Source organism: Methylobacterium sp. CM6257, from assembly GCF_054611515.1.
In genome coordinates, this window is record NZ_CM137735.1 from 5,785,622 (window position 1) to 5,805,740 (window position 20,119).

Below are 20,119 nucleotides of genomic sequence, written 5' to 3' on the forward strand. Positions count from 1 at the left end.
CATGGCCTCGCAGCTCAGTTCCGGCGATCTCCTCGCCGACCGCCGCTATCGTTACGCCGAAGCCTGCTTGGCCGAGGGCGACTACGCCGGGGCCGCGGATCTCGCCGAGCAGGCGCTGGAGATCGCTCCCCGCTACGCGCCGGCCTGGCTGCTGCTCGGGCGGGCGCGGGAGGGACTGGCCGCCCCGGATCGCGCGCCCGAACTCCGCGCTTCGGCCGCCCGCGCCTATGCCTGCGCCCTCGACATCGATCCGGACGACACCCTGGGTGTGCGGGCGCACCTTGTGCGCCTCGGGGTCGGCGACAGCCTGCCGGCCCTCTCGCCCGCCTACGTCCGGACCCTGTTCGACGGCTACGCGCCCCGCTTCGAGCGTCACTTGGTGGACGGCCTCGGCTATGTCGGCCCGCAACTCGTCCGCGACGCGCTGCCCGTCACCCCGGGGCGATTCGCCGTCGCCCTCGACCTCGGCTGCGGCACCGGATTGATGGGCGGGGCGATCCGCGACCGGGTCGGGCACCTCGCCGGTATCGACCTCTCGCCCGGGATGCTGGCCCTGGCCCGCGCCAAGTCCTGGCAGGACCGCCCGCTCTACGACCGCTTGGTGGACGGTGACCTGAGCGCCTTCCTGGCGGGCGAGCCACCGGAATCCACTGATCTCTGCCTCGCCGCGGATGTCCTGATCTACGTGGCGGATCTCGGCTCGTTCTTGGCGGGGATCGGTCGGGTCCTGCGACCGGGTGGCCTCGGAGCCTTCACGGTGCAGTCCCACGATGGCGCGGGCACGATCCTCGGCGCCGACGGACGCTATGCTCATGGGGATGCCCATATCGCGGCATCGGCCGCTGACGCTGCGCTCGAGATCCTCACCCTGCGTCCCGCCGATGTCCGGCGGGAGGGGGGCCGGCCGGTGCCCGGACGCGTCGTTGTGTTGCGCCGCACAGCGGCATGAAACCGCTTTGCTGTTCGTCCATTGTCAGTCGGCCGCGACGGGCGCGGCCGCTGCATCGGGGGATCAGCATGGCGGATTACGGCAACAGGACAGGTCGCGGCGCACCACCCGAGCGCAAGCCCGACCTGCCCGCAGACCGTTCTTTCCCGGCTGATCCGCGAACCCGCATCCCCTTCGCCATCGCGCTGGCCACGCTCGCGGGCTGTGCCGATTCCATCGGCTTCCTGGAATTCTCGCAGCTCTTCATGTCGTTCATGTCGGGCAACACCACGCGGTTCGGCGTGGCGGTGGCCAATGGCGACTGGGAGAACGTCACCCGGGTCGCCAGCACCATCAGCATCTTCTGCTTCGGCGCGTTCCTGGGCACCCTGATCGCCGCCTGGGTCGGGCGCTGGCGTCTGGCCGTCCTTCTGACTTTGCAGGCACTGCTGCTCGCCGGCGGGCTGCTGATGCCCTGGGGCACCTTCGCGTACCCGCTGCATGCCTATCCGATCGTGCTGGCGCTCGGCCTCCAGAACGCGACGCTGCAGGACGAGGGCGGCCGCTCCCTCGCGCTCACCTACGTCACCGGCGCCGTGGTGCGCTTCGGCACCGGCTGCGCCAACCTCCTGCTCGGCACGGTGGCGCCCTCCTTCTGGCTTCAGGCGCCGCTCTGGGCCGGGCTCACCACCGGCGCCGTCCTGGGCGGCCTGCTCGACATCCGCTACGGCGAATCGGCCTTCCTGTTCCCGGCGGCCCTGGCCGCCATCCTGGCGCTGATCGCGATCGCGCTCACCGTCGCAAAGCCGGGCAGCACCCTGGTCGCGGGCTCGTCGCCCGCCCCCGACGCGAGCCCGAAGGCCGAGGTGATCGACGCGATCCACTGAGCGGGGCTGCCGATGGGAGAGATGGTCAGCCGTCCGAATCCCGGACGCTGCCCCGGCCCTGCTTGATGGCGGAGCGGCTCTTCTTGGCCCCGATGCGCCGCTCCTGCGAACCCCGTGTGGGTTTCGTCGGGCGGCGGATCGGCGGCGGCGGCTTGGCGGCCTCCGCCACGAGATCGACGAGGCGCTGCAGGACGTCCGCCCGGTTGCGCTCCTGCGTTCGGTGGCGCTGGCCGGCGAGGACGAGGACGCCATCCTTGGTCATCCGCCGCCCGGCGAGGCGAACCAAGTTCGCCTTGACGCGGTCATCCACGGACGGCGAGTCCAGGACCGGCCAGCGGAGCTGCACGGCCGTCTCGACCTTGTTGACGTTCTGGCCCCCCGCCCCCGAGGCGCGCATGAAGAACAGCTCGATCTCGTCGTCGTCGATGGCGATGCGCGGCGTTACCCGCAGGGGCATGGGAGCCTCCGGCGGGGCGTTTCGGGCGCGCGGCAAGCCGCATATCCGGGCACGGGAAGGGCGATCCCGGGGGTGCGGACCGAGATCACGATCGCCATATTCCCTCCTGTGCGGCGCAGGGTTTCGTCAGCAACGATGCCCGGCGGCGTAAGGTTCAGGCGGCCTCGGCCGGCGTGCGCGCGCGCAGGGCGAGGGCGTGGAGACCGCGCTTGAACGCCTCCTCGAGAAGCGCGTTCACCAGCCGGTGCCGCTCCACGCGGCTCTTGCCCTCGAAAGCCGACGCGACGATGTCGAGCCGGTAATGGGTCTCGCCCCCCGGCCGTGCCCCGGCATGGCCGGCATGCAGATGCGACTCGTCGATCACGTCGAGGCGCGCCGGCGCGAGCTGCTCCCGCAGCCGCGCCTCCATCCAGTCCCGCAGGGTGCCGCCCGCGCCCGCATCGTCAGCCATCGCGCCCTCGCGTCGTGTTCGTGGGCCTCCGTCAAGCCCGATCCCGCGCATGCGTCATCAGGCCCGGTGCCCTTGTGTCTCAGGTCCGCCCCCTCATAATCGGCCCGTCATGGATCTCAACTCGCGCCTGTTCGACAGCATCCGGATCAAACCGTCCTGCGACGAGCCGAAGGCCGCGGCCGAGGCCGTCTGCGAGAGCCCGGGCTGTGCGCAGCCGGGCCTGTACCGGGCCCCGAAGGGCCGGAAGGCGGAGGGCCAGTACTGGCGCTTCTGCATCGATCACGTCCGCGCCTACAACGCGACCTACAACTACTTCGACGGCATGAACGATGCCGCCGTCCAGGCGTACCAGAAGGACGCGATCATCGGGCACCGGCCCACCTGGGCGATGGGCGTGAACCGGAATGGCCAAGCCAAGCCGGCCAACGAGCCGGCTCGCGACTGGGCCTATGTCGACCCGCTGGGCATCCTGCGCGGCGAGGGCGTCGGCGACGCGCGACGGCGCGCCCGCCAGCCGGAGCCGCAGAAGCCCCGCCACTCGGCGACGGTCCGCCGCGCCCTCGATGTGATGGGTCTTGAGGAGGGTGCCGACACGGCCGCCATCAAGGCGCAGTACAAGGTGCTGGTGAAGCGCTTCCACCCGGACGCGAACGGCGGGGATCGCTCCTTCGAGGAGCGGCTGCGCGACATCATCCGCGCCCACGACGTGCTCCGCGCCGCCGGGCTCTGCTGAACGGCACGAAGGATGCACGCCGGTTCAATCCCAGGATAGGGAAAACCGCACGGCGCGACCCTATATGGAGCGGATGCCTGTCGGTGGCGCCCCGCCACGCCGCCGTTTAAGGAGGGCTCCGCGACGCCGCGGATGCCCGGCTCGATGTTCTTCCGCGCGGATGTTCCACTTGTTTCGGTGTGGAGTTTCCGCGCCTCACGAGGTTCCGAATGCTCTCTGACGACACGCCCGCCGCGCTGCCTGACCGCACCGTCTCCGTCCGCGAGGTCTTCGGCATTGACCTCGACCTCAAGGTTCCGGCCTATTCCGAGCCCGAGGAGCACGTCCCCGATCTCGATCCCGACTACATCTTCGACCGGGAGACGACGCTCGCCATCCTGGCCGGCTTCGCGCGCAACCGGCGCGTGATGGTCACGGGCTATCACGGCACCGGCAAGTCGACCCATATCGAGCAGGTCGCCGCCCGGCTGAACTGGCCCTGCGTGCGCATCAACCTCGACAGCCACGTCTCGCGCATCGACCTCGTCGGCAAGGACGCCATCGTCCTGCAGGACGGCAAGCAGGTCACTGCCTTCCAGGACGGCATCCTGCCCTGGGCGCTACAGAACAACGTCGCTCTTGTGTTCGACGAGTACGATGCCGGCCGTCCGGACGTGATGTTCGTGATTCAGCGCGTGCTGGAGCTCTCGGGCCGCCTGACGCTCCTCGATCAGAAGCGCGTGATCCGCCCGCACCCCGCCTTCCGGCTCTTCGCCACGGCCAACACGGTGGGGCTCGGCGACACGTCCGGCCTCTATCACGGCACGCAGCAGATCAACCAAGGTCAGATGGACCGCTGGTCGATCGTCACGACGCTGAACTACCTGCCACACGACCGCGAGGTCGACATCGTGCTCTCCAAGGCCACCCACTACCGGGGTGACCAGGGCCGCGACATCGTCAACCGCATGGTGCGGGTCGCGGATCTCACCCGCAACGCCTTCATGAACGGCGACCTCTCCACCGTCATGAGCCCGCGCACGGTGATCACCTGGGCCGAGAATGCCGACATCTTCCAGGATATCGGCTTCGCCTTCCGGGTGACCTTCCTGAACAAGTGCGACGAGCTGGAGCGGACCCTGGTGGCCGAATTCTACCAGCGCGCCTTCGGCAAGGAGCTGCCCGAGAGCGCGGTGAACGTCGCGCTCAGCTGAGCGCATGGAGGAGGCCGTGGTGCGTGCGGCCGGGCGGATGCGATGGGGGGCTCCCCTCTGCCGCCGTTCGCATGCGCCACGACATTGATCCCTTCGACTGGGACGAGATCCTGAACCGCCCCTTCGAGTTCGAGGCCGACCGGTAGCCCCGCATGTCCATCTCCAACCGCAAGCCCGGCGAGCGCCGCGAACCCGTGGCCGAGCCCCTGAAGCGCTCGGTGGCCGGGTGCCTGCGCGCCATCGCCCGGCGCTCCGAGGTCGAGGTCACCTACGCCACCGACCGGCCGGCGCTCACCGGCGACAAGGCCCGGCTGCCCGAGCCGCCGCGCAAGCTCTCGGCGCAGGACGTCGCGGTGCTGCGCGGCAATGCCGATGCCATGGCGTTGCGGCTCGGTTGCCACGACGTGGCGGTGCACCGCCGGCTCGCGCCCGAGAATGCCGCCGCGCGCGCGGTCTACGACGCGGTGGAGCAGGCCCGGGTCGAGGCCATCGGCTCGCGCCGGATGGCGGGCGTCGCCAGCAACATCTCCGCGATGCTGGAGGATCGCTATCACCGCGGCGGCAAGTACGAGACCATCACTGACCGGGCCGACGCCCCGATGGAGGACGCCGTCGCCCTGATGGTGCGCGAGCGCCTCACCGGCCAGAAGCCGCCCCAGGCCGCCGCCAAGATCGTCGACCTGTGGCGCGACCATATCGAAGCGAAGGCCGGCCCGAATCTTGACGGCCTGCTCGGCTCGATCGAGGACCAGCGGAAATTCGCCCGCTCGGTCCGCGACCTTCTCACCTCGCTCGACATGTCGGACGAGACGCCGTTCGACGCCGAGGACGACGAGAACGACGACGAGAACGACACCCAGGACGACGAGCAGAACCCCAGCGAGGGTGATTCGGAGGAGAAGAGCCAGGGCGAGCGCACCGAGATCGAGACCTCCGAGGAGGCCTCCGACGAGATCGAGGAGGGCGCTCAGGAATCCGCCGACGCGCCCTCGGGCGAGTTGCCGGAGGAGGCCGAGGACGCGGAATCCGAGGAAGCCTCGGAGGCGTCGCGGCCGCCGCAGCGTCAGAGCAACGAGACGCGCGGGCCGGAGTACCGCGTGTTCAACGCCCGATTCGACGAGGTCATCCACGCCGAGGAGTTGTGCGACGCCGACGAGCTGTCGCGCCTGCGATCCTATCTCGACAAGCAGCTCTCGCATCTGCAGGGCGTGGTCGGGCGCCTCGCCAACCGTCTGCAGCGCCGCCTGCTGGCTCAGCAGAACCGTGCGTGGGATTTCGATCTGGAGGAGGGTCAGCTCGACCCGGCGCGGCTCGTCCGCGTGGTCATCGACCCCTACCAGCCCCTCTCCTTCAAGCAGGAGAAGGACACCAACTTCCGTGATACGGTCGTCACGCTGCTTCTCGACAATTCGGGCTCGATGCGCGGGCGGCCGATCACCGTGGCGGCGACCTGCGCCGACATCCTGGCGCGGACGCTGGAGCGCTGCGGCGTGAAGGTGGAGATCCTGGGCTTCACCACACGCGCCTGGAAGGGCGGCCAGAGCCGCGAGGCGTGGCTCGCCGCCGGCAAGCCGCCGAACCCGGGCCGCCTGAACGACCTGCGCCACATCGTCTACAAGGCCGCCGACGCGCCGTGGCGCCGGGCGCGCAAGAACCTCGGCCTGATGATGCGCGAAGGCCTGCTCAAGGAGAACATCGACGGCGAGGCGCTGGACTGGGCGCACAAGCGGCTGCTCGGGCGGCCGGAGCAGCGCAAGATCCTGATGGTGATCTCCGACGGCGCGCCGGTCGACGATTCGACCCTGTCGGTGAATGCCGGAAACTACCTGGAGCGGCACCTGCGCTGGATGATCGAGGAGATCGAGACGCGCTCGCCTGTGGAACTGCTCGCCATTGGCATCGGCCACGACGTGACGCGGTACTACCGACGCGCCGTGACGATCATCGACGCCGAGGAGCTCGGCGGCGCGATGACCGAGAAGCTCGCGGAGCTGTTCGAGGAGAACGGCGCTCCGGCACCGACGAGCCGGATGCTGCGTGTGGCGGGTGGCCGGCGCTGACCGCCAGCTCGGCATAACGGCCTCTCCGGCCATTGGTCCGTGAAATCCGGACCCTCATCCTGAGGTGCCGGAGCGCAGCGGAAGCCTTGAAGGAGGTCTCCAGCGAGCCGCGCCCCCTGGAAGCCTCGTTCAAGGCCCGGTGATGCGGGCACCTCAGGCTGAGGCCGTGGATTGGACGGTCCGGATCATGTGCGAGGATCGACAGGCCGACACCGCGCAAGCGTCAACCGCCGCGGCCTCGGGAGCCACGGCGGTTCGAACCGTCCGATGAAGGATGGCGTGAAGCCCGAAGGTTCAGGCCGCGGCGGCTTGGGTCTCGGCGAGCTTCTTGTGGATCTCGCGCTTCAGGAGGCGCGCGGTCTGCGACAGGTCGCCCTCGCCGGCCTTGATCAGGAAGGCGTCCAGGCCGCCGCGGTGCTCCACCGAGCGCAGGGCATGCGCGGTGACCCGCAGGCGCACGCGCTTGCCTAGCGCGTCGGACTGGAGGGTCACGTTGCACAGGTTCGGCAGGAACCGGCACTTGGTCTTGCGGTTCGAGTGGCTCACGAGGTGGCCGACCTGAACGGCCTTGCCGGTGAGTTCGCAGCGGCGCGCCATGATGACTTAAGATCCCGTCTCGTTCCGCCCGAAAAGACCCGATCGCGGCCGGCGCGATCTGCTTCACCGCGAGCGGCGCTCGTGGCGTGTTCCAGGTCCGGCGGAGTCCTGTAGAAGGCGCGAGCCTATAGGCGACGGAGGTGCGCCGCGTCAAGGCACCGGCCGGCGGACGGCCGGCCAGCCCCGGCGATCCAACGGTCTGTTAACCACGATGCCGGGATATAGCCTTCTTCCACCCGCAGGAAGGCGCCTCTCCCTGCTTCGGGCGTCGAGAGGATGCCGCCGAGCGGGTGTGTTCGAGAGGGCGGGCTCAGGACCATGTCTTGGGCCGCTCTTCCTGGGATGCGATCCGGATCATGAGCGTCACGCCTGCCCATCGGACGATCAAGCCGCTGACGAAGCACGCCGTCGGCCGCCTCGCGGTGTGCGTCCTCGCCGTCGCGGCCCTCGCGGCGCCGGCCGACGCTGCGACGCGCGCGGGCCGGTCGAAGAGGATGGCCGCGGCGCCCGCCACCGTGGCGGTCGATTACGGGATCAACCTCGCCGGACTGCCGATCGGCACTGCGCGCCTCGCAGGCTCCTTCGAGCGCGACCGCTACGTCATGGACGTGTCGGCGGTGCTCACCGGCCTCGTGGGCGCGATCACCGGCGGCAAGGGATCGGCCCGGGCCTCCGGGACCTTCGCGAAGGCCCCGCAACCGGGCGCCTTCGCCATCGCGACCCATACGGCGAGTTCCGGCATCGCCGTCCGCATGGCGCTGGCCCACGGGAACGTGGTGCAGGCCGAGATCACGCCGCCGCTCGTCGACATGCAGGACCGGGTTCCGGTCACGGCCGCCAACAAGCGCGGCATCATCGACCCGGTGAGCGCCCTGCTGATGCCGACCCAGGGGCGCGGCGAGCCGCTCGATCCGGACAATTGCAACCGGACCCTGCCGGTCTTCGATGGCGCAACCCGCTTCAACGTGGTGCTGAGCTACGCCGAGACCCGCCCGGTGCAGAAGCCCGGCTATGCCGGACAGGTCCTCGTCTGCAACGCCCGCTACCAGGCAGTGGCCGGTCACCGACCCGACCGGCCGGGGGTGAAGTTCATGGAGGAGAACCGGGAGATGTCGGTCTGGCTCGCGCCCGTCGAGGGGACGCGGGTGCTGATCCCGCTGCGCATCTCGGTGCTCACCACCATCGGCACCAACATCATCGAGGCGACGCGCTGGAGCCAGGGCGGCACCGCCGGGACCACCGGCACGGCCGGAGCCGCCGGCGCCAGCGTCGCGCAGGCCAGCCTGCCCGGGCAGTAGCGCGCCGGCTTTGACCGGCGGCCGTTTTCCCGGCACTCCCGACCGGCGCGGCAGCCGCGCCAGGGAGGTCAGCCAGTGCCCAAGGGCTACATCATCGTCCGGATGACGGTCACCGATCGGGAGACCTACAAGGACTATGCCGCCATGGCCTCGGAGGCCATGCGCAAATACGGCTGCAAACCGCTGGTGCGCGGCGGGCGCAGCGAGGCCCTGGAAGGCGAGGCCCGGCCCCGCAACGTCGTGCTGGAATTCGAATCCTACGAGGCGGCGCGCACCTACTATTTCTCGCCCGAGTACCAGGCCGCCGTCGAGAAGCGCCGGCCGGCGGGCATCGGCGAGGTGGTGCTGGTCGAGGGAGTCGACTGACGGAACCGAAGGGCGTGTCCCGCGCGGCTCGGCGGAGCATGGGCCGCGGACGCACGACGAAATCTTCACGGTCCGAGGCCATGATCGGAGGATGCGTCGGATCCTTCTCCGAATCGTCCTTGTCCTGGCCGCACTCACCGGACCGGCCGCCGCGGCGCCGCTGACCGCCGGCACCGCGGCTTCCGACTGCGGCGGCGACGCCTTCTCGTCCGCCGAGGTCCTAGAGCACCGCCCGCCGCGCCACGGGCCGCTCGTCACGGTTCCCGACACGCTCTGTGCCGATGTCGCACCCCAGCCGGGCAAGCCAACGACGCAGATCGACATCTACCCACAGGTCACGCCGCAGGTTGGACCTGGAGGCGGCGGCATCCCATATGGGGGTAGACCGTTCCGGCCCGACCGTCCCTGACGCGACCGGCCGACCCAGCCTCTTCCCCGCCCGCGCCATCACGGCGCCGCGACGGCCTTCCCATCCGAAGGAACCGCCGACCATCGACGCGCTGCTTCGCCCCTCCCCCCGCCGGTCGCTCTCCCGCGATGCCCGTGCCCGCGGCGTCACCGCGGTTCTCGGGCCGACCAACACCGGAAAGACGCATCTCGCCATCGAGCGGATGCTCGCGCACCCGACCGGCATGATCGGGCTGCCGTTGCGGCTGCTCGCCCGCGAGGTCTACCTGCGCGTCGTCGCCAAGGTCGGCCCCGAGAAGGTCGCGCTGGTCACCGGCGAGGAGAAGATCAAGCCGGACCGGCCGCGCTACTGGATCTGCACCATCGAGGCGATGCCGCGCGACCTCGACGTGGCGTTCGTCGCCATCGACGAGATCCAGCTCGCCGCCGACATGGATCGCGGCCACGTCTTCACCGACCGCCTGCTCTACGTGCGCGGCCGGGAGGAGACCCTGCTGATCGGCTCCTCGACCATGCTGCCGCTGGTCCAGGACTTGATCCCCAACGTCCACACCACGACCCGGCCGCGGCTCTCGCAGCTCGCCTTCGCGGGGGAGAAGCGGCTGTCGCGCCTGCCCCGGCGCACCGCCATCGTCGCCTTCTCGGCCGAGGAGGTCTACGCCATCGCGGAGCTGATCCGCCGCCAACGGGGCGGCGCTGCGGTGGTGCTGGGCGCACTCTCACCCCGGACCCGCAACGCCCAGGTCGAGATGTACCAGGCGGGCGACGTCGATTACCTCGTCGCCACCGACGCGGTCGGGATGGGCCTCAACCTCGATGTCGACCATGTCGCCTTCGCGGCGAACTGGAAGTACGACGGCACCCGCTTCCGCAAGCTTACCCCCGCCGAGATGGGCCAGATCGCCGGCCGCGCCGGGCGCCACCTCTCAGACGGGACCTTCGGCTCCACCGGTCGCTGCCCGCCTTTCGAGGCCGAACTGGTGGAGCGCCTGGAAAACCACGATTTCGATCCCCTGCGCATCCTGCAATGGCGCAACCCGGATCTCAGCTTCGGCAGCCTGGAAGACCTCCAGGCCAGCCTCGACGAGCATCCGCGCGAATCGGGTCTCACCCGGGCCCCCATGGGCGAGGACCAGCAGGCCCTTGAGATCCTGATGCGCGAGGAGGACATCCGCGACCTCGCGCGGAGCCAGGCCGCGGTGCGGCGGCTCTGGGACGTCTGCGGCGTGCCGGATTACCGCAAGGTCCATCCTCAGGTGCATGCCGATCTGGTGGCGCAGCTCTACCGATTCCTGATGCGGGGCATGGCCGGGCGGATCCCCGATCAATGGTTCGCCGAGCAGGTGGCTATGATCGACCGGACCGACGGCGACATCGACACGCTGTCCCGCCGGATCGCCCAAGGGCGCACCTGGACCTTCGTGGCGAACCGTCCAGACTGGCTGCGCGACCCGGAACATTGGCAGGGCGAGACACGTCGGGTAGAGGACAGGCTGTCCGACGCCCTGCACGAACGCCTCGCGAGCCGCTTCGTCGACCGGCGCACAAGCGTCCTGATGCGGCGCCTGAGAGAGAACACGATGCTCGAAGCCCAGATCACCGCCGACGGTGACGTCACCGTCGAGGGTCAGCATGTCGGCCACCTTCACGGATTCCTGTTCGTTCCCGATGCCAGCGCGGAGGGGCACGAGGCCAAGACTCTGAGGAGCGCCGCCGAAAAGGCGCTCTCCGGCGAGATCGAGGCGCGGGCAGACCGCTTCGCGGCCACCGCCGACTCGACCCTCGTGCTCTCGCACGACGGCACCATCCGCTGGACCGGCGCGCCTGTCGCCAAGCTCACGCCCGGGGAGAAGCTGTTCGCCCCGCAGATCCGTCTGCTGGCCGATGACAGCCTCACTGGTGCGCATCGCGAGAAGGTCGAGGCGCGCCTCGATGCATGGCTCAAGGCCCACATCGTGCGCCTGCTCGGCCCGCTCATGGAAATCGAGACCGCGGCCGACCTCACGGGTCTGGCTAAAGGGATCGGCTATCAGGTGGTCGAGGCGCTCGGCGTACTGGAGCGCTCGAAGGTGGCGCAGGAGATGCGCAGCCTCGATCAGGACGGCCGCGGCGCGCTCCGCCGTCACGGCGTCCGTTTCGGCGCCTACCACATTTTCCTGCCGGCCCTCCTGAAACCGGCGCCGCGCACCCTCGCGGCGCAGCTCTGGGCCCTGCGCAACGGTGGCCTCGACCAGCGCGGCCTTGACGAGATCGCGCATCTGGCCGGCTCCGGGCGCACGTCCATCAAGGTCGACCGCGAGATCGCCAAGGGCCTCTACCGCGCGGCCGGTTTCCGGGTCAGCGGCGAGCGGGCGGTGCGCGTCGACATCTTGGAGCGTCTCGCCGACCAGATCCGCCCGGCGATCGCCTACCGGCCTGGGACCACGCCGGGCGCCCCGCCCGACGGTGCGGCCGACGGCGACGGGTTCGTGGCCACCGTCGGCATGACCTCGCTGGTCGGCTGCTCGGGCGAAGATTTCGCGTCGATCCTGAAATCGCTGGGTTACACGGCAGAGACGCGCCCTGGTCCCGCCATCACGGTACCGCTCGTTCCGGCCGCCGCAACCACGCCGGCCGCACCGGTGACGCCGACCGACGCGTCCTCCGACGAGGCCATCGATGCGCAGGCCGCTGCGGCCGAGCCTACCGGCGACGAGGCTCCGGCCGCTGAAGCCCCGGAGGGGACCGAGATGCCCGGCGAGGAAGCCCGGGCGCCCACCGGTGAGGCCGCGGCCGATGCGGCTCCTGCCGAGGTTCACAGCCCGGCCGCCGAGACGGTCGCCGAAGAGCCTGCAGCCGCCGCACCCGGCGCCGAGGAAGCGCCCGCGAAGGCAGAGCAGCCGGCCGAAGCGCCCGTCGAGGCGGCGCAGGCGACCGAGCCCGGGACCCCGGATGGCGAAGCCGCGCCCGTGACGGCCGATGCGGAGCCGGCCGAAGCCACCGCAGCAGCCGAGCCGGCTTCTCCGGAAGCCGCTGCCGCGGCGGGCGAGCCGGCCGCCGAAGTCCCGCAGATTGAGGTGTGGCGTCTGCAGCGCCATCAGCGCCCGGCCCACCAGCGTCCTCAGAACCGGCCGCGCGGCGCCGGTCGCGGCCGCGAGGGCGGCCAGCAAGGTCAGCACCACGGATCGGGGCGTCCGGAAGGCGGCCGTCCGGAGCATCGCCGCGCCGAGGGCGCCGAGGGCGCCCCCCGCAACGGACGGGACCGCGGTCCCCGCCGCGACCGCTTCGAAGGCGGTCGGCCGGAGCGCCGGGACGACCAGCGCGCCGCCGAGCAGCGCCATTCCGGTCCGCGGCCCGACCAGCGGCCGCCCCGTCGCGAGCGGGCGCCCGATCCGGATTCGCCCTTCGCCAAGCTGGCGGCGCTCAAGGCGCAACTCGAAGCCGGCGACGGCGGGAAGCGCTGATCCCCGCGCATGCGGGACGATCGGCAACGGCTCGACAAGTGGCTGTGGTTCGCGCGCTTCGCGCGGACCCGATCTCTGGCCGCCCGGCTCGCTTCGGACGGGTTCGTGCGGGTGAACGGAACTCGGGCCGAGAGCCCCGCGAAGGGGATCGGCATCGGCGACGTGATCACGGTGGCTGCGCCGCACGCGACGCTGACCGTGCGGGTGCGCGGCCTCGGCGATCGGCGGGGACCGGCCCCGGAAGCGCGCCTCCTCTACGAGGACCTGTCAGCCGTCTCGGCGCCGGACGAAGCGCCGGAGTGATGAGGCCGGGCCACAGCGGCCCGGAGAGCGACCGGGCAATGTCGACATGCGGCGCCCGCGCGCTTGTCAGCCCGGAAGGCAGAGTCTAGAGCCGTTGACCTCCGAAGCCCGGCTCCGTGCCGGACTTCACGGCGTCCCCCTCGAAGCGCCACCCGGGCGTGCGGGCCGTCCAGGGCTCCGCCCGGGCCAAGTCGTGTTTAGGACGAAGACATCCGATGACCTACGTCGTCACCGACAATTGCATCAAGTGCAAGTACACGGACTGCGTCGAGGTCTGTCCGGTGGATTGCTTCTATGAGGGCGAGAATATGCTCGTCATCCATCCGGACGAATGTATCGATTGCGGCGTGTGCGAGCCGGAATGCCCGGCCGAGGCGATCAAACCCGACACGGAGCCGAATCTCGACACGTGGCTGAAGCTGAACGCCGACTACGCCAAGACCTGGCCCAACATCACGCAGAAGAAAGAAGCTCCGGCCGACGCCAAGGAGTGGGACGGGAAGGCCGGAAAGCTTGAGGCGCACTTCTCGCCCAACCCGGGTACCGGCGACTGAGCAAGCCGGTCGATCCACAGGATCTGACGCCCGGTCGCCCCCGGCCTGCAAGCTTGAGAAAAGCACTGTGGGCGGTTCTCCAGGGCTCAAGGCAACGGTTGGCCTGCGTCAAGCGAAGCCCTGATGCGCGATTAGGTCATTTCTGTCCGGCTGCGCCGGTGTAAAACTCTTTGGCGCCGCGCATCGCCTGCGCGCGCGTCTTCAGGGATGCTTTGATCTGCGCGCCGGATTGTGGTAGACAATCCGCCTGCCGTCGCTCGCGCCTGACGTGCTCCCTCCGGCTGAAACGCCTTCGATTTTCGTTGGTTAGGAGTAGTACGCGATCGGCCGCCGAAGTCACCTTCGGCGGGCGCTCCAGGCGTTTGCACGGCCGCGCCGGGGAATGCCCGGGGTCTCGCCTCGGGCGAGAATCCCGGGAGCGGCGAGGCAAGCCGGGTGTCCCGCCCGGAAGAACACGGTTTCGCGCGGCGTCGAAAGCTGCGCGCCAGTGGAGGCCCTTCTCGCATGACCACAGCCAAGAAGACGACGACCGCAGGCCGGCAGGGCTTCAAGACCGGCGAAGCTGTCGTTTATCCGGCTCACGGCGTTGGCCGCATCACCGCGATCGAGGAGCAGGAGATCGCGGGCTATAAGCTGGAGCTGTTCGTCGTCTCGTTCGAGAAGGACAAGATGGTCCTGCGCGTACCGACCGCGAAGGCCAACAGCGTCGGCATGCGCAAGCTCGCCGAGCCGGAACTGGTGAAGAAGGCGCTGGATCTGCTGACCGGCCGCGCCCGGATCAAGCGCACCATGTGGTCGCGCCGCGCCCAGGAGTACGAGGCCAAGATCAACTCGGGCGACCTGCTTGCGGTCACCGAGGTGGTACGCGACCTCTACCGCTCCGAGGCGCAACCCGAGCAGTCCTATTCCGAGCGCCAGCTCTACGAGGCGGCCCTCGACCGGATCGTGCGCGAGATCTCCTCAGTGAACCGCATCACCGAGACCGAAGCCCTGAAGCTCATCGAGCAGAGCCTCGCCAAGTCGCCCCGCCGGGCCAAGAGCGAGGCGGAGCCCGAGGCCGAGGGTGACGGCGAGGGCGACGATCTGCAGGAAGAGGCCGCCTGAGGCCCGCTTTTCAGTTCTGACAACACGAAACCCGGCCTTTGAGGCCGGGTTTTTCATGGGCCGCGCCGTCCGGGTCACGCGGCACATCCGCAGATTCCGCGGGGACGTGGGACTGGACGGCGTCGCGCCAAGCTCCATGTCACCCTGAGGAACACGAAAACGTGCCCGTCCGGTTGTCGCATTGTGGGGCAATGGGGCGGAACTTTCCCGTTTTGCCTTCCGTTGTCGCTGGCCTGGCGTCGCTTCGCGGCGGCGCCTGTGCGCCGGGCACCAGGCTCGGCGCCGCAACAGCACTCGGCAACAAGAGGCAGGCGGGATGGCTGAGATCGCGGGAATTCGACGGCAGTTCATACGGACTGCGATGGAGGCACCCTTCCTGGCCCGGGAGGAGGAGCGCGGTCTCGCCGTCCGCTGGAAGGACAATCGTGACGAGCGCGCCCTGCACCGCCTGATCTCGGCCCATATGCGCCTCGTCATCGCTCTGGCGGGGCGTTTTCGTCACTATGGCCTGCCGATGGCCGATCTTGTCCAGGAGGGGCATGTCGGCCTGATGGAGGCCGCCGCCCGGTTCGAGCCGGAGCGGGACGTCCGGTTCTCGACCTACGCGACATGGTGGATCCGTGCGTCGATCCAGGACTACATCCTGCGCAACTGGTCGATCGTGCGCGGGGGAACCTCCTCGGCCCAGAAGGCCCTGTTCTTCAACCTGCGCCGGCTGCGCGCCCGCCTGATGCAGTCGACCGAGGAGCATGTCGGCGACGAGATCCACAGCCGCATCGCCAGCGCCATCGGCGTCTCGCGCGACGACGTCGCCCTGATGGACGCGCGCCTGTCCGGCCCTGACATGTCGCTCAATGCCCCTGTTGGCGAGGACAGCGACGCCTCCTCGGAGCGGATGGACTTCCTCGTCGACGGCGCCGACCTTCCGGACGAGACCGTGAGCGCCACGGTCGACGGCGAACGTCGCCTCAGCTGGCTGCAGCAGGCCCTAACGGTGCTCTCCGAACGCGAGCTGCGCATCCTGCGCGAGCGGCGGCTCGCCGAGGATCAGGCAACGCTCGAAGCGCTTGGGCAACGCCTCGGAATCTCGAAGGAGCGGGTGCGCCAGATCGAGAACCGCGCCCTGGAGAAGCTGCGTCGCGCCCTGGCCGACCGGTTCCCGGCCGCGACCGGCAGCCCGCATATCGGCTGATCGCCCCGGCGAAGCAGATCATCCATGGAGCCCGGCCGATGCCGGGCTCTTCCCGCTTCAGGGGCCGCGCATGCGGGGCTTCAGGCACCCTGCATCGCTGCATCGCGCCGCTCTCGCCGACGCCTGCGCTGACCGGGCTCGGGTGTTGCGTCGAGCCAGACCACCAGCCCCAGCGCGGCCATGGCCGGCACCCCGAGGGCGAGGAACGCGCCCGTCCAGCCGAAAAGGCTGTAGGAGAGCCCCCCGTACCAGCCCGACAGGGCGCCCCCGATCCCCTGCACCGCGTTGACGCTGCCCAGAGCCGTCTGGGTGCGCCCGGACCCCCAGGTGAGGTCTGCCACGACCACCGGCACGGCAACTCCGACGATCCCCGAAGCCACGCCGTCGAGAACCTCCGCGGCGATGAGCCAGACCGGATCGTCGATCAGGCCCGACATGAGGGCGCGGGCCGGCAACACCGCGAAGGCGACCATCAGGAGCTGGCGCCGCCCCCGCCGATCCGCCAGGGACCCGGCGAACAGGGCCACAGGCACCATCACGAGCTGCGCCACCATCACGTAGCGGGCCGTCCAAGTGGTCGCGTCGGCGGCCGTGGCGACGAGCTTCTGGCCGAGCAGCGAGAGCATGCCGCCATTGCCGAGGTTGAACAGGGTCAGCGCCACCGTCAGCACCAGCAGGCGGCGATTGCCCAGGACCTGGCGGATCCCGCTGCGCTCCGGCTCATCCTCCGCATCCTCCTTCCAGCCGACCGCGCGGCGGCGGTTCCAGGCCCCCGCCGGCGTTGTCAACGTCGCGATGATCGCGGCGACCGCCATGCCACCCAGAACCCAGAAGGCGATCGCGGGTCCGAAGACGCCGGTGCCGAGGCTGATGCCGCCGGCCGCGATCAGGATGCCGAGATGGTTGAAGGCTTGATTGCGGCCCTGCTGCTTGGGGAACCGGTCCTTCCCGACGATCCCGAGCGTGAGGGCGGCGACGGCGGGCAGAAGCAGGGTACCCCCAGCCGCGGCGAGCAGCTGCGCGAACAGCACCGCGGGGAAACTGCGTGCCGGCAGCAGCAGCAGGGTGCCGGTGAGGATTCCTCCGCAGGCGAGCGCGATCAGCAGGCGGGGACGGGGCAGGCGGTCGACCAGGGCTCCGAACGGGCCACTCAGAAACAGCGTGCCGAGCCCGACGAGCGTGACCACGAAGCCGACCCGCGCGGGACTCCACGAGGCCGCCTGCGCGAGCCACGTCCCCAGAAAGGGGCCGAGGCCGCCCTGGATGTCGCCGATGAACAGGTTGATCAGGGCGAGGTTAGCGGTGGGAGCCATGCGATCCTGGAGGGGCTTCGGGCCCCGGACCTGGCGTTGGACCCCGAACGGTCAAGCCCGGGCCGGCGGCAGCATTGACGCATCGCGCCGCCCTGCCCGATGGGTCGATCGGGCGCGCCTCCCCTCACGGGTTCGGCGGTCCGTACTGCATAAGCCCGTCGCCGAGCGACCAGTTCTCGGGGGCGACCTCCGCGAGGTTGACGAAGACATCCGCGGGTTGAACCCCTGGCTCGCGCCCGAGATTACGGACGATGGCGGCATAGAGGGCCCGCTTCTGCGCCGTGCTGCGGGTGGCGTTGGCGGTGATCTGGATGATCACGAGGCGCTCGCTGCGGCAGACGCCGAGATAATCGGCTCCGAAGACGAGATCCGCCGCGCCGTGCTCATGGACGAGGGCGAACAGGTCGCCCTCTGGAACCGCGAAGGTCTCGCGCATCGCGGCATAGACACCGGACACGAGGGCCGCGCGGTACGCCTCCGTTGTTCCGGCGCGCAGGGATATGCGGGTCAGGGGCATCGATTCACTCCGGGTCCGAGGGATCAGAGGCTGCGCGCGGCCGCGAGACCGGGGGATGCGAGATGCGCGATCTCGGCTCCGGGTGCGGCGGCCGGCTCGGCGCGGAGGATGAAGCGCGTGAGCCGCCAGCCTTCCGGGTCAAGGCCGGCCACGGAGGCCAGGACGTCGCGCTGCTCCGCGATGGCGTGACCCTGACTCCGCTCGCCCTCGCGCAGCCGCGCGAGATCAGCCTCCGGAGCGACGGGCCGTGTCTCCTCGGAGAGGGCGCGGGCCGTCTCGGCTTTCCCGAACCCCTGGGCGATGGCCAGCCAAGTCTCAATGCGGGGCCGGCCGAAGCTCTCCACGACGGCCCGGAATCCGGGGCTGGCGAGGAAATCCGCGGCCGCGCCGGGGTCCCACCAGAGGTAGAGCGAGCTGTAGGCATTGGTCGCAGCCCCGCGCGACCGCTCTTCGATCGTGACGGCCTTGAAGACGAGGCCCGGTATCGCGTCCCAGGCGGGCGCCCGCTCGGCAACTCGGGCGCGTATCCGGTCCATGGCGTAGTCGGCCGGCAGACGGTGCCGGTATCGGGTGATCAGCATCGTGCACTCCCTGTTCACACCGACAGGCTTGCACGGGAGTTCGATAGCAACCAGATATTGCAGTAGATATCTATCATAACGGACTGTTATGGTTTTTGCCCGTCCCCTCGATATCGACGGCGTTCTTGCCTTCGTGCGCGTGGTCGATCTTGGCAGCTTCACGCGGGCCGCCGAGGCGCTGGCCATCTCGCAGGCGGCGATCAGCCTGCGCCTGAGACGTCTCGAAGACAGGCTCGGCACACGGCTGCTCGACCGGACGCCCCGGCACGTGGCCGTGACCCGGCAGGGCGAACTCTTTCTGCCGGCGGCGCGGCGCCTTCTGGAGGCGCACGATAGCGCCCTGACCGACATAGGCGGCGAGGCACCGGCGCGCCTGAGCCTCGGCATCAGCGACCACGTCGCCGGGCCGGATCTTCCCGCGCTGCTGCGGCGGCTCGGCCTGGACCGGGGAGGTCTCATCACAGAGGTGCGGATCGTCCCCTCGCGGGACCTTGCGGCGGCCTTCGACTCGGCCGGTGAGGGCGGCTACGACGCCGTGATCCTGCGCAGCGAGGAGCCGCCCGAGCGCGGCGGGACGGTTCTGGCGGAGGAGCGCCTGGGCTGGTTCGCCGCGCCGGATTTCCCGGTTCCCCGCGCGGACGAGCCCCTGCGGCTCGCAGGCCTCGCCGGACCCTGCAACGTCAGGGCGGCGGCGGCGCGCGTCCTCGACGCGGCGGGCCGGTCCTGGACCGAGGTGTTCGTCGGCGGCGGGGTTTTGGCCGTCGGGGCGGCCATCATGGCCGGACTCGCGGTGGCGGCGCTGGCGCCGAGCACCGCACCGCCGGGCGCGGTGGAAGTCGGCGCGCGCTTCGGCCTGCCCGAATTGCCCCGCACCTGGATCGTGCTGCGCGCCCGCCGGCTCACCGGGCGTCCGGCGGAAGCTCTGCGGGCACTGGCAGCGGCCTATCGCGGTGCCGGCGGCCGCTGAAGGCCGCCGGTCACGGGATCAGGAGGCGAGCGGGCCCTGCGCGCCCTGCTGCTCCATCATCTTCTGCCGGTAGAGCCCGACGAAATCGATCGGATCGATGTACAGGGGCGGGAAGCCGCCGTTGCGCACCGCCTCGGCCACGATCTGGCGGGCGAAGGGGAAGAGCAGGCGCGGGCACTCGATCATCACGGCCGGATGGATCTGGTCGGCCGGGATGTTCAGGAGCCGGAAGACGCCCGCATAGGTCACCTCGAAGGCGAACAGCACTTCGGTCTGGACCTTGGCATCGCCCTCAAGCTTCAGCTCCACTTCGAAATCCGTCTCGGAGAGCTGCTGCGCGTTGACGTTGACCTGAATATTGATCTGCGGCCCCTGGCCTTCCTTGGGCTGCAGCGAGCGCGGTGCGTTCGGGTTCTCGAAGGAGAGGTCCTTCGTGTACTGCGCCAGGGCGTTGATCGTCGGCACGTCACCCTGCGGCATGCCGCCGCCGTTGCCGTTCGCTGCCGGAGAGTCGGCCATGCGGATCATCCTTCTCGATGGGCCGGCAGGGCCGGCGCGGGTTGTTGCGGCGGGAGCCGCTGACCATGCCGCGGAACTGCCCAAACGGCAGGGCCGCTAACACGGGCGCCCGGCACGAACAAGCGAACTGGCGGCCGCGGCCTGCGCGACCCATATCGCACGTAAGGGCGGGATCGGGTTCCGCAACCGGATACAACCGGCTCGCTCCTTGCGCGTTGGTCGGATATGAGTTGCCAGGACCTATGCGC

The 20,119-nt window shown here is 70.0% G+C and carries 22 protein-coding genes; 15 read left to right on the forward strand and 7 right to left on the reverse strand.

Translation table 11 applies throughout. The annotated features are described in order from the left end of the window. The first annotated feature begins 1 nt into the window (after position 1). Together ACYCO6_RS28155 and ACYCO6_RS28160 are read left to right on the forward strand one after the other, a co-directional pair. Entirely contained in the window at positions 2-949 is a 948-nt protein-coding gene (locus tag ACYCO6_RS28155; RefSeq protein WP_459765483.1) for a methyltransferase domain-containing protein, read from the forward strand. A 68-nt stretch (positions 950-1,017) separates the two neighbouring features. Further along, a complete protein-coding gene (locus ACYCO6_RS28160; RefSeq protein WP_459765485.1) occupies positions 1,018-1,815 on the forward strand; it encodes a YoaK family protein in 798 nt (265 codons plus the stop codon). A 25-nt stretch (positions 1,816-1,840) separates the two neighbouring features. Here ACYCO6_RS28160 and arfB read toward each other — a convergent pair whose 3' ends face one another. Beyond that, entirely contained in the window at positions 1,841-2,272 is a 432-nt protein-coding gene (arfB, locus tag ACYCO6_RS28165; RefSeq protein ID WP_459765487.1) for an alternative ribosome rescue aminoacyl-tRNA hydrolase ArfB, read from the reverse strand. A 154-nt stretch (positions 2,273-2,426) separates the two neighbouring features. Beyond that, positions 2,427-2,723, reverse strand: coding sequence for a BolA family protein (locus ACYCO6_RS28170; protein ID WP_459765489.1), 297 nt, complete (start codon positions 2,721-2,723; stop codon positions 2,427-2,429). Positions 2,724-2,832: 109 nt separating this feature from the next. Here ACYCO6_RS28170 and ACYCO6_RS28175 point away from each other — a divergent pair, with 109 nt between their 5' ends. The 4 genes from ACYCO6_RS28175 to cobT all read left to right on the forward strand — a co-directional run bounded on the left by ACYCO6_RS28175 (position 2,833) and on the right by cobT (position 6,709). Continuing rightward, on the forward strand, positions 2,833-3,456 hold the full coding sequence (locus tag ACYCO6_RS28175; RefSeq protein WP_459765491.1) for a J domain-containing protein: 624 nt from the start codon (positions 2,833-2,835) through the stop codon (positions 3,454-3,456). 209 nt (positions 3,457-3,665) lie between these two features. After that, complete coding sequence (cobS, locus tag ACYCO6_RS28180) at positions 3,666-4,649, forward strand: cobaltochelatase subunit CobS (protein ID WP_459765493.1); 984 nt, start codon at positions 3,666-3,668, stop codon at positions 4,647-4,649. 23 nt (positions 4,650-4,672) lie between these two features. Beyond that, a complete protein-coding gene (locus ACYCO6_RS28185) occupies positions 4,673-4,795 on the forward strand; it encodes a hypothetical protein (protein ID WP_459765495.1) in 123 nt (40 codons plus the stop codon). A gap of 6 nt (positions 4,796-4,801) precedes the next feature. Beyond that, entirely contained in the window at positions 4,802-6,709 is a 1,908-nt protein-coding gene (gene cobT, locus ACYCO6_RS28190; protein WP_459765497.1) for a cobaltochelatase subunit CobT, read from the forward strand. Between the two features lie 294 nt (positions 6,710-7,003). Here cobT and rpmB read toward each other — a convergent pair whose 3' ends face one another. Then, positions 7,004-7,306, reverse strand: a complete 303-nt coding sequence (gene rpmB, locus ACYCO6_RS28195; RefSeq protein ID WP_459765499.1) for a 50S ribosomal protein L28 — start codon at positions 7,304-7,306, stop codon at positions 7,004-7,006. 356 nt (positions 7,307-7,662) lie between these two features. Here rpmB and ACYCO6_RS28200 point away from each other — a divergent pair, with 356 nt between their 5' ends. The 8 genes from ACYCO6_RS28200 (at position 7,663) to ACYCO6_RS28235 (ending at position 15,974) form a co-directional block, all read left to right on the forward strand. Further along, the gene (locus ACYCO6_RS28200; RefSeq protein WP_459765501.1) at positions 7,663-8,604 is read left to right on the forward strand and encodes a DUF3108 domain-containing protein; all 942 of its coding nucleotides are present in this window, start codon (positions 7,663-7,665) and stop codon (positions 8,602-8,604) included. Positions 8,605-8,679: 75 nt separating this feature from the next. Further along, positions 8,680-8,970: a DUF1330 domain-containing protein gene (locus ACYCO6_RS28205; RefSeq protein WP_459765503.1), complete on the forward strand. Its 291-nt coding sequence runs from the start codon at positions 8,680-8,682 to the stop codon at positions 8,968-8,970. 91 nt (positions 8,971-9,061) lie between these two features. Next, the gene (locus ACYCO6_RS28210; protein WP_459765505.1) at positions 9,062-9,379 is read left to right on the forward strand and encodes a hypothetical protein; all 318 of its coding nucleotides are present in this window, start codon (positions 9,062-9,064) and stop codon (positions 9,377-9,379) included. Beyond that, the gene (locus tag ACYCO6_RS28215; RefSeq protein WP_459765507.1) at positions 9,345-12,821 is read left to right on the forward strand and encodes a helicase-related protein; all 3,477 of its coding nucleotides are present in this window, start codon (positions 9,345-9,347) and stop codon (positions 12,819-12,821) included. The genes ACYCO6_RS28210 and ACYCO6_RS28215 overlap by 35 nt, the downstream gene beginning before the upstream one ends. A 9-nt stretch (positions 12,822-12,830) precedes the next feature. Beyond that, a complete protein-coding gene (locus ACYCO6_RS28220) occupies positions 12,831-13,124 on the forward strand; it encodes an RNA-binding S4 domain-containing protein (protein ID WP_459765509.1) in 294 nt (97 codons plus the stop codon). A gap of 215 nt (positions 13,125-13,339) precedes the next feature. Continuing rightward, on the forward strand, positions 13,340-13,678 hold the full coding sequence (gene fdxA / locus ACYCO6_RS28225) for a ferredoxin FdxA (protein ID WP_459765511.1): 339 nt from the start codon (positions 13,340-13,342) through the stop codon (positions 13,676-13,678). A 504-nt stretch (positions 13,679-14,182) separates the two neighbouring features. Next, the gene (locus tag ACYCO6_RS28230; RefSeq protein WP_459765513.1) at positions 14,183-14,782 is read left to right on the forward strand and encodes a CarD family transcriptional regulator; all 600 of its coding nucleotides are present in this window, start codon (positions 14,183-14,185) and stop codon (positions 14,780-14,782) included. A 316-nt stretch (positions 14,783-15,098) separates the two neighbouring features. After that, positions 15,099-15,974, forward strand: a complete 876-nt coding sequence (locus ACYCO6_RS28235; protein ID WP_459765515.1) for an RNA polymerase factor sigma-32 — start codon at positions 15,099-15,101, stop codon at positions 15,972-15,974. 80 nt (positions 15,975-16,054) lie between these two features. Here ACYCO6_RS28235 and ACYCO6_RS28240 read toward each other — a convergent pair whose 3' ends face one another. The 3 genes from ACYCO6_RS28240 to ACYCO6_RS28250 all read right to left on the reverse strand — a co-directional run bounded on the left by ACYCO6_RS28240 (position 16,055) and on the right by ACYCO6_RS28250 (position 18,385). After that, on the reverse strand, positions 16,055-17,287 hold the full coding sequence (locus ACYCO6_RS28240) for an MFS transporter (RefSeq protein ID WP_459765517.1): 1,233 nt from the start codon (positions 17,285-17,287) through the stop codon (positions 16,055-16,057). A gap of 124 nt (positions 17,288-17,411) precedes the next feature. After that, on the reverse strand, positions 17,412-17,804 hold the full coding sequence (locus ACYCO6_RS28245; RefSeq protein WP_459765519.1) for a tautomerase family protein: 393 nt from the start codon (positions 17,802-17,804) through the stop codon (positions 17,412-17,414). 23 nt (positions 17,805-17,827) lie between these two features. Next, complete coding sequence (locus tag ACYCO6_RS28250; protein ID WP_459765521.1) at positions 17,828-18,385, reverse strand: DUF4865 family protein; 558 nt, start codon at positions 18,383-18,385, stop codon at positions 17,828-17,830. Positions 18,386-18,473: 88 nt separating this feature from the next. On the opposite strand from ACYCO6_RS28250, the gene ACYCO6_RS28255 reads away from it, so the two are divergent. After that, positions 18,474-19,352, forward strand: coding sequence for a LysR family transcriptional regulator (locus ACYCO6_RS28255; RefSeq protein WP_459765523.1), 879 nt, complete (start codon positions 18,474-18,476; stop codon positions 19,350-19,352). Positions 19,353-19,370: 18 nt separating this feature from the next. Here the strand turns inward: ACYCO6_RS28255 and secB are convergent, their stop codons facing one another. Further along, positions 19,371-19,871, reverse strand: a complete 501-nt coding sequence (secB, locus tag ACYCO6_RS28260; protein WP_459765525.1) for a protein-export chaperone SecB — start codon at positions 19,869-19,871, stop codon at positions 19,371-19,373. Positions 19,872-20,119 lie beyond the last annotated feature (248 nt).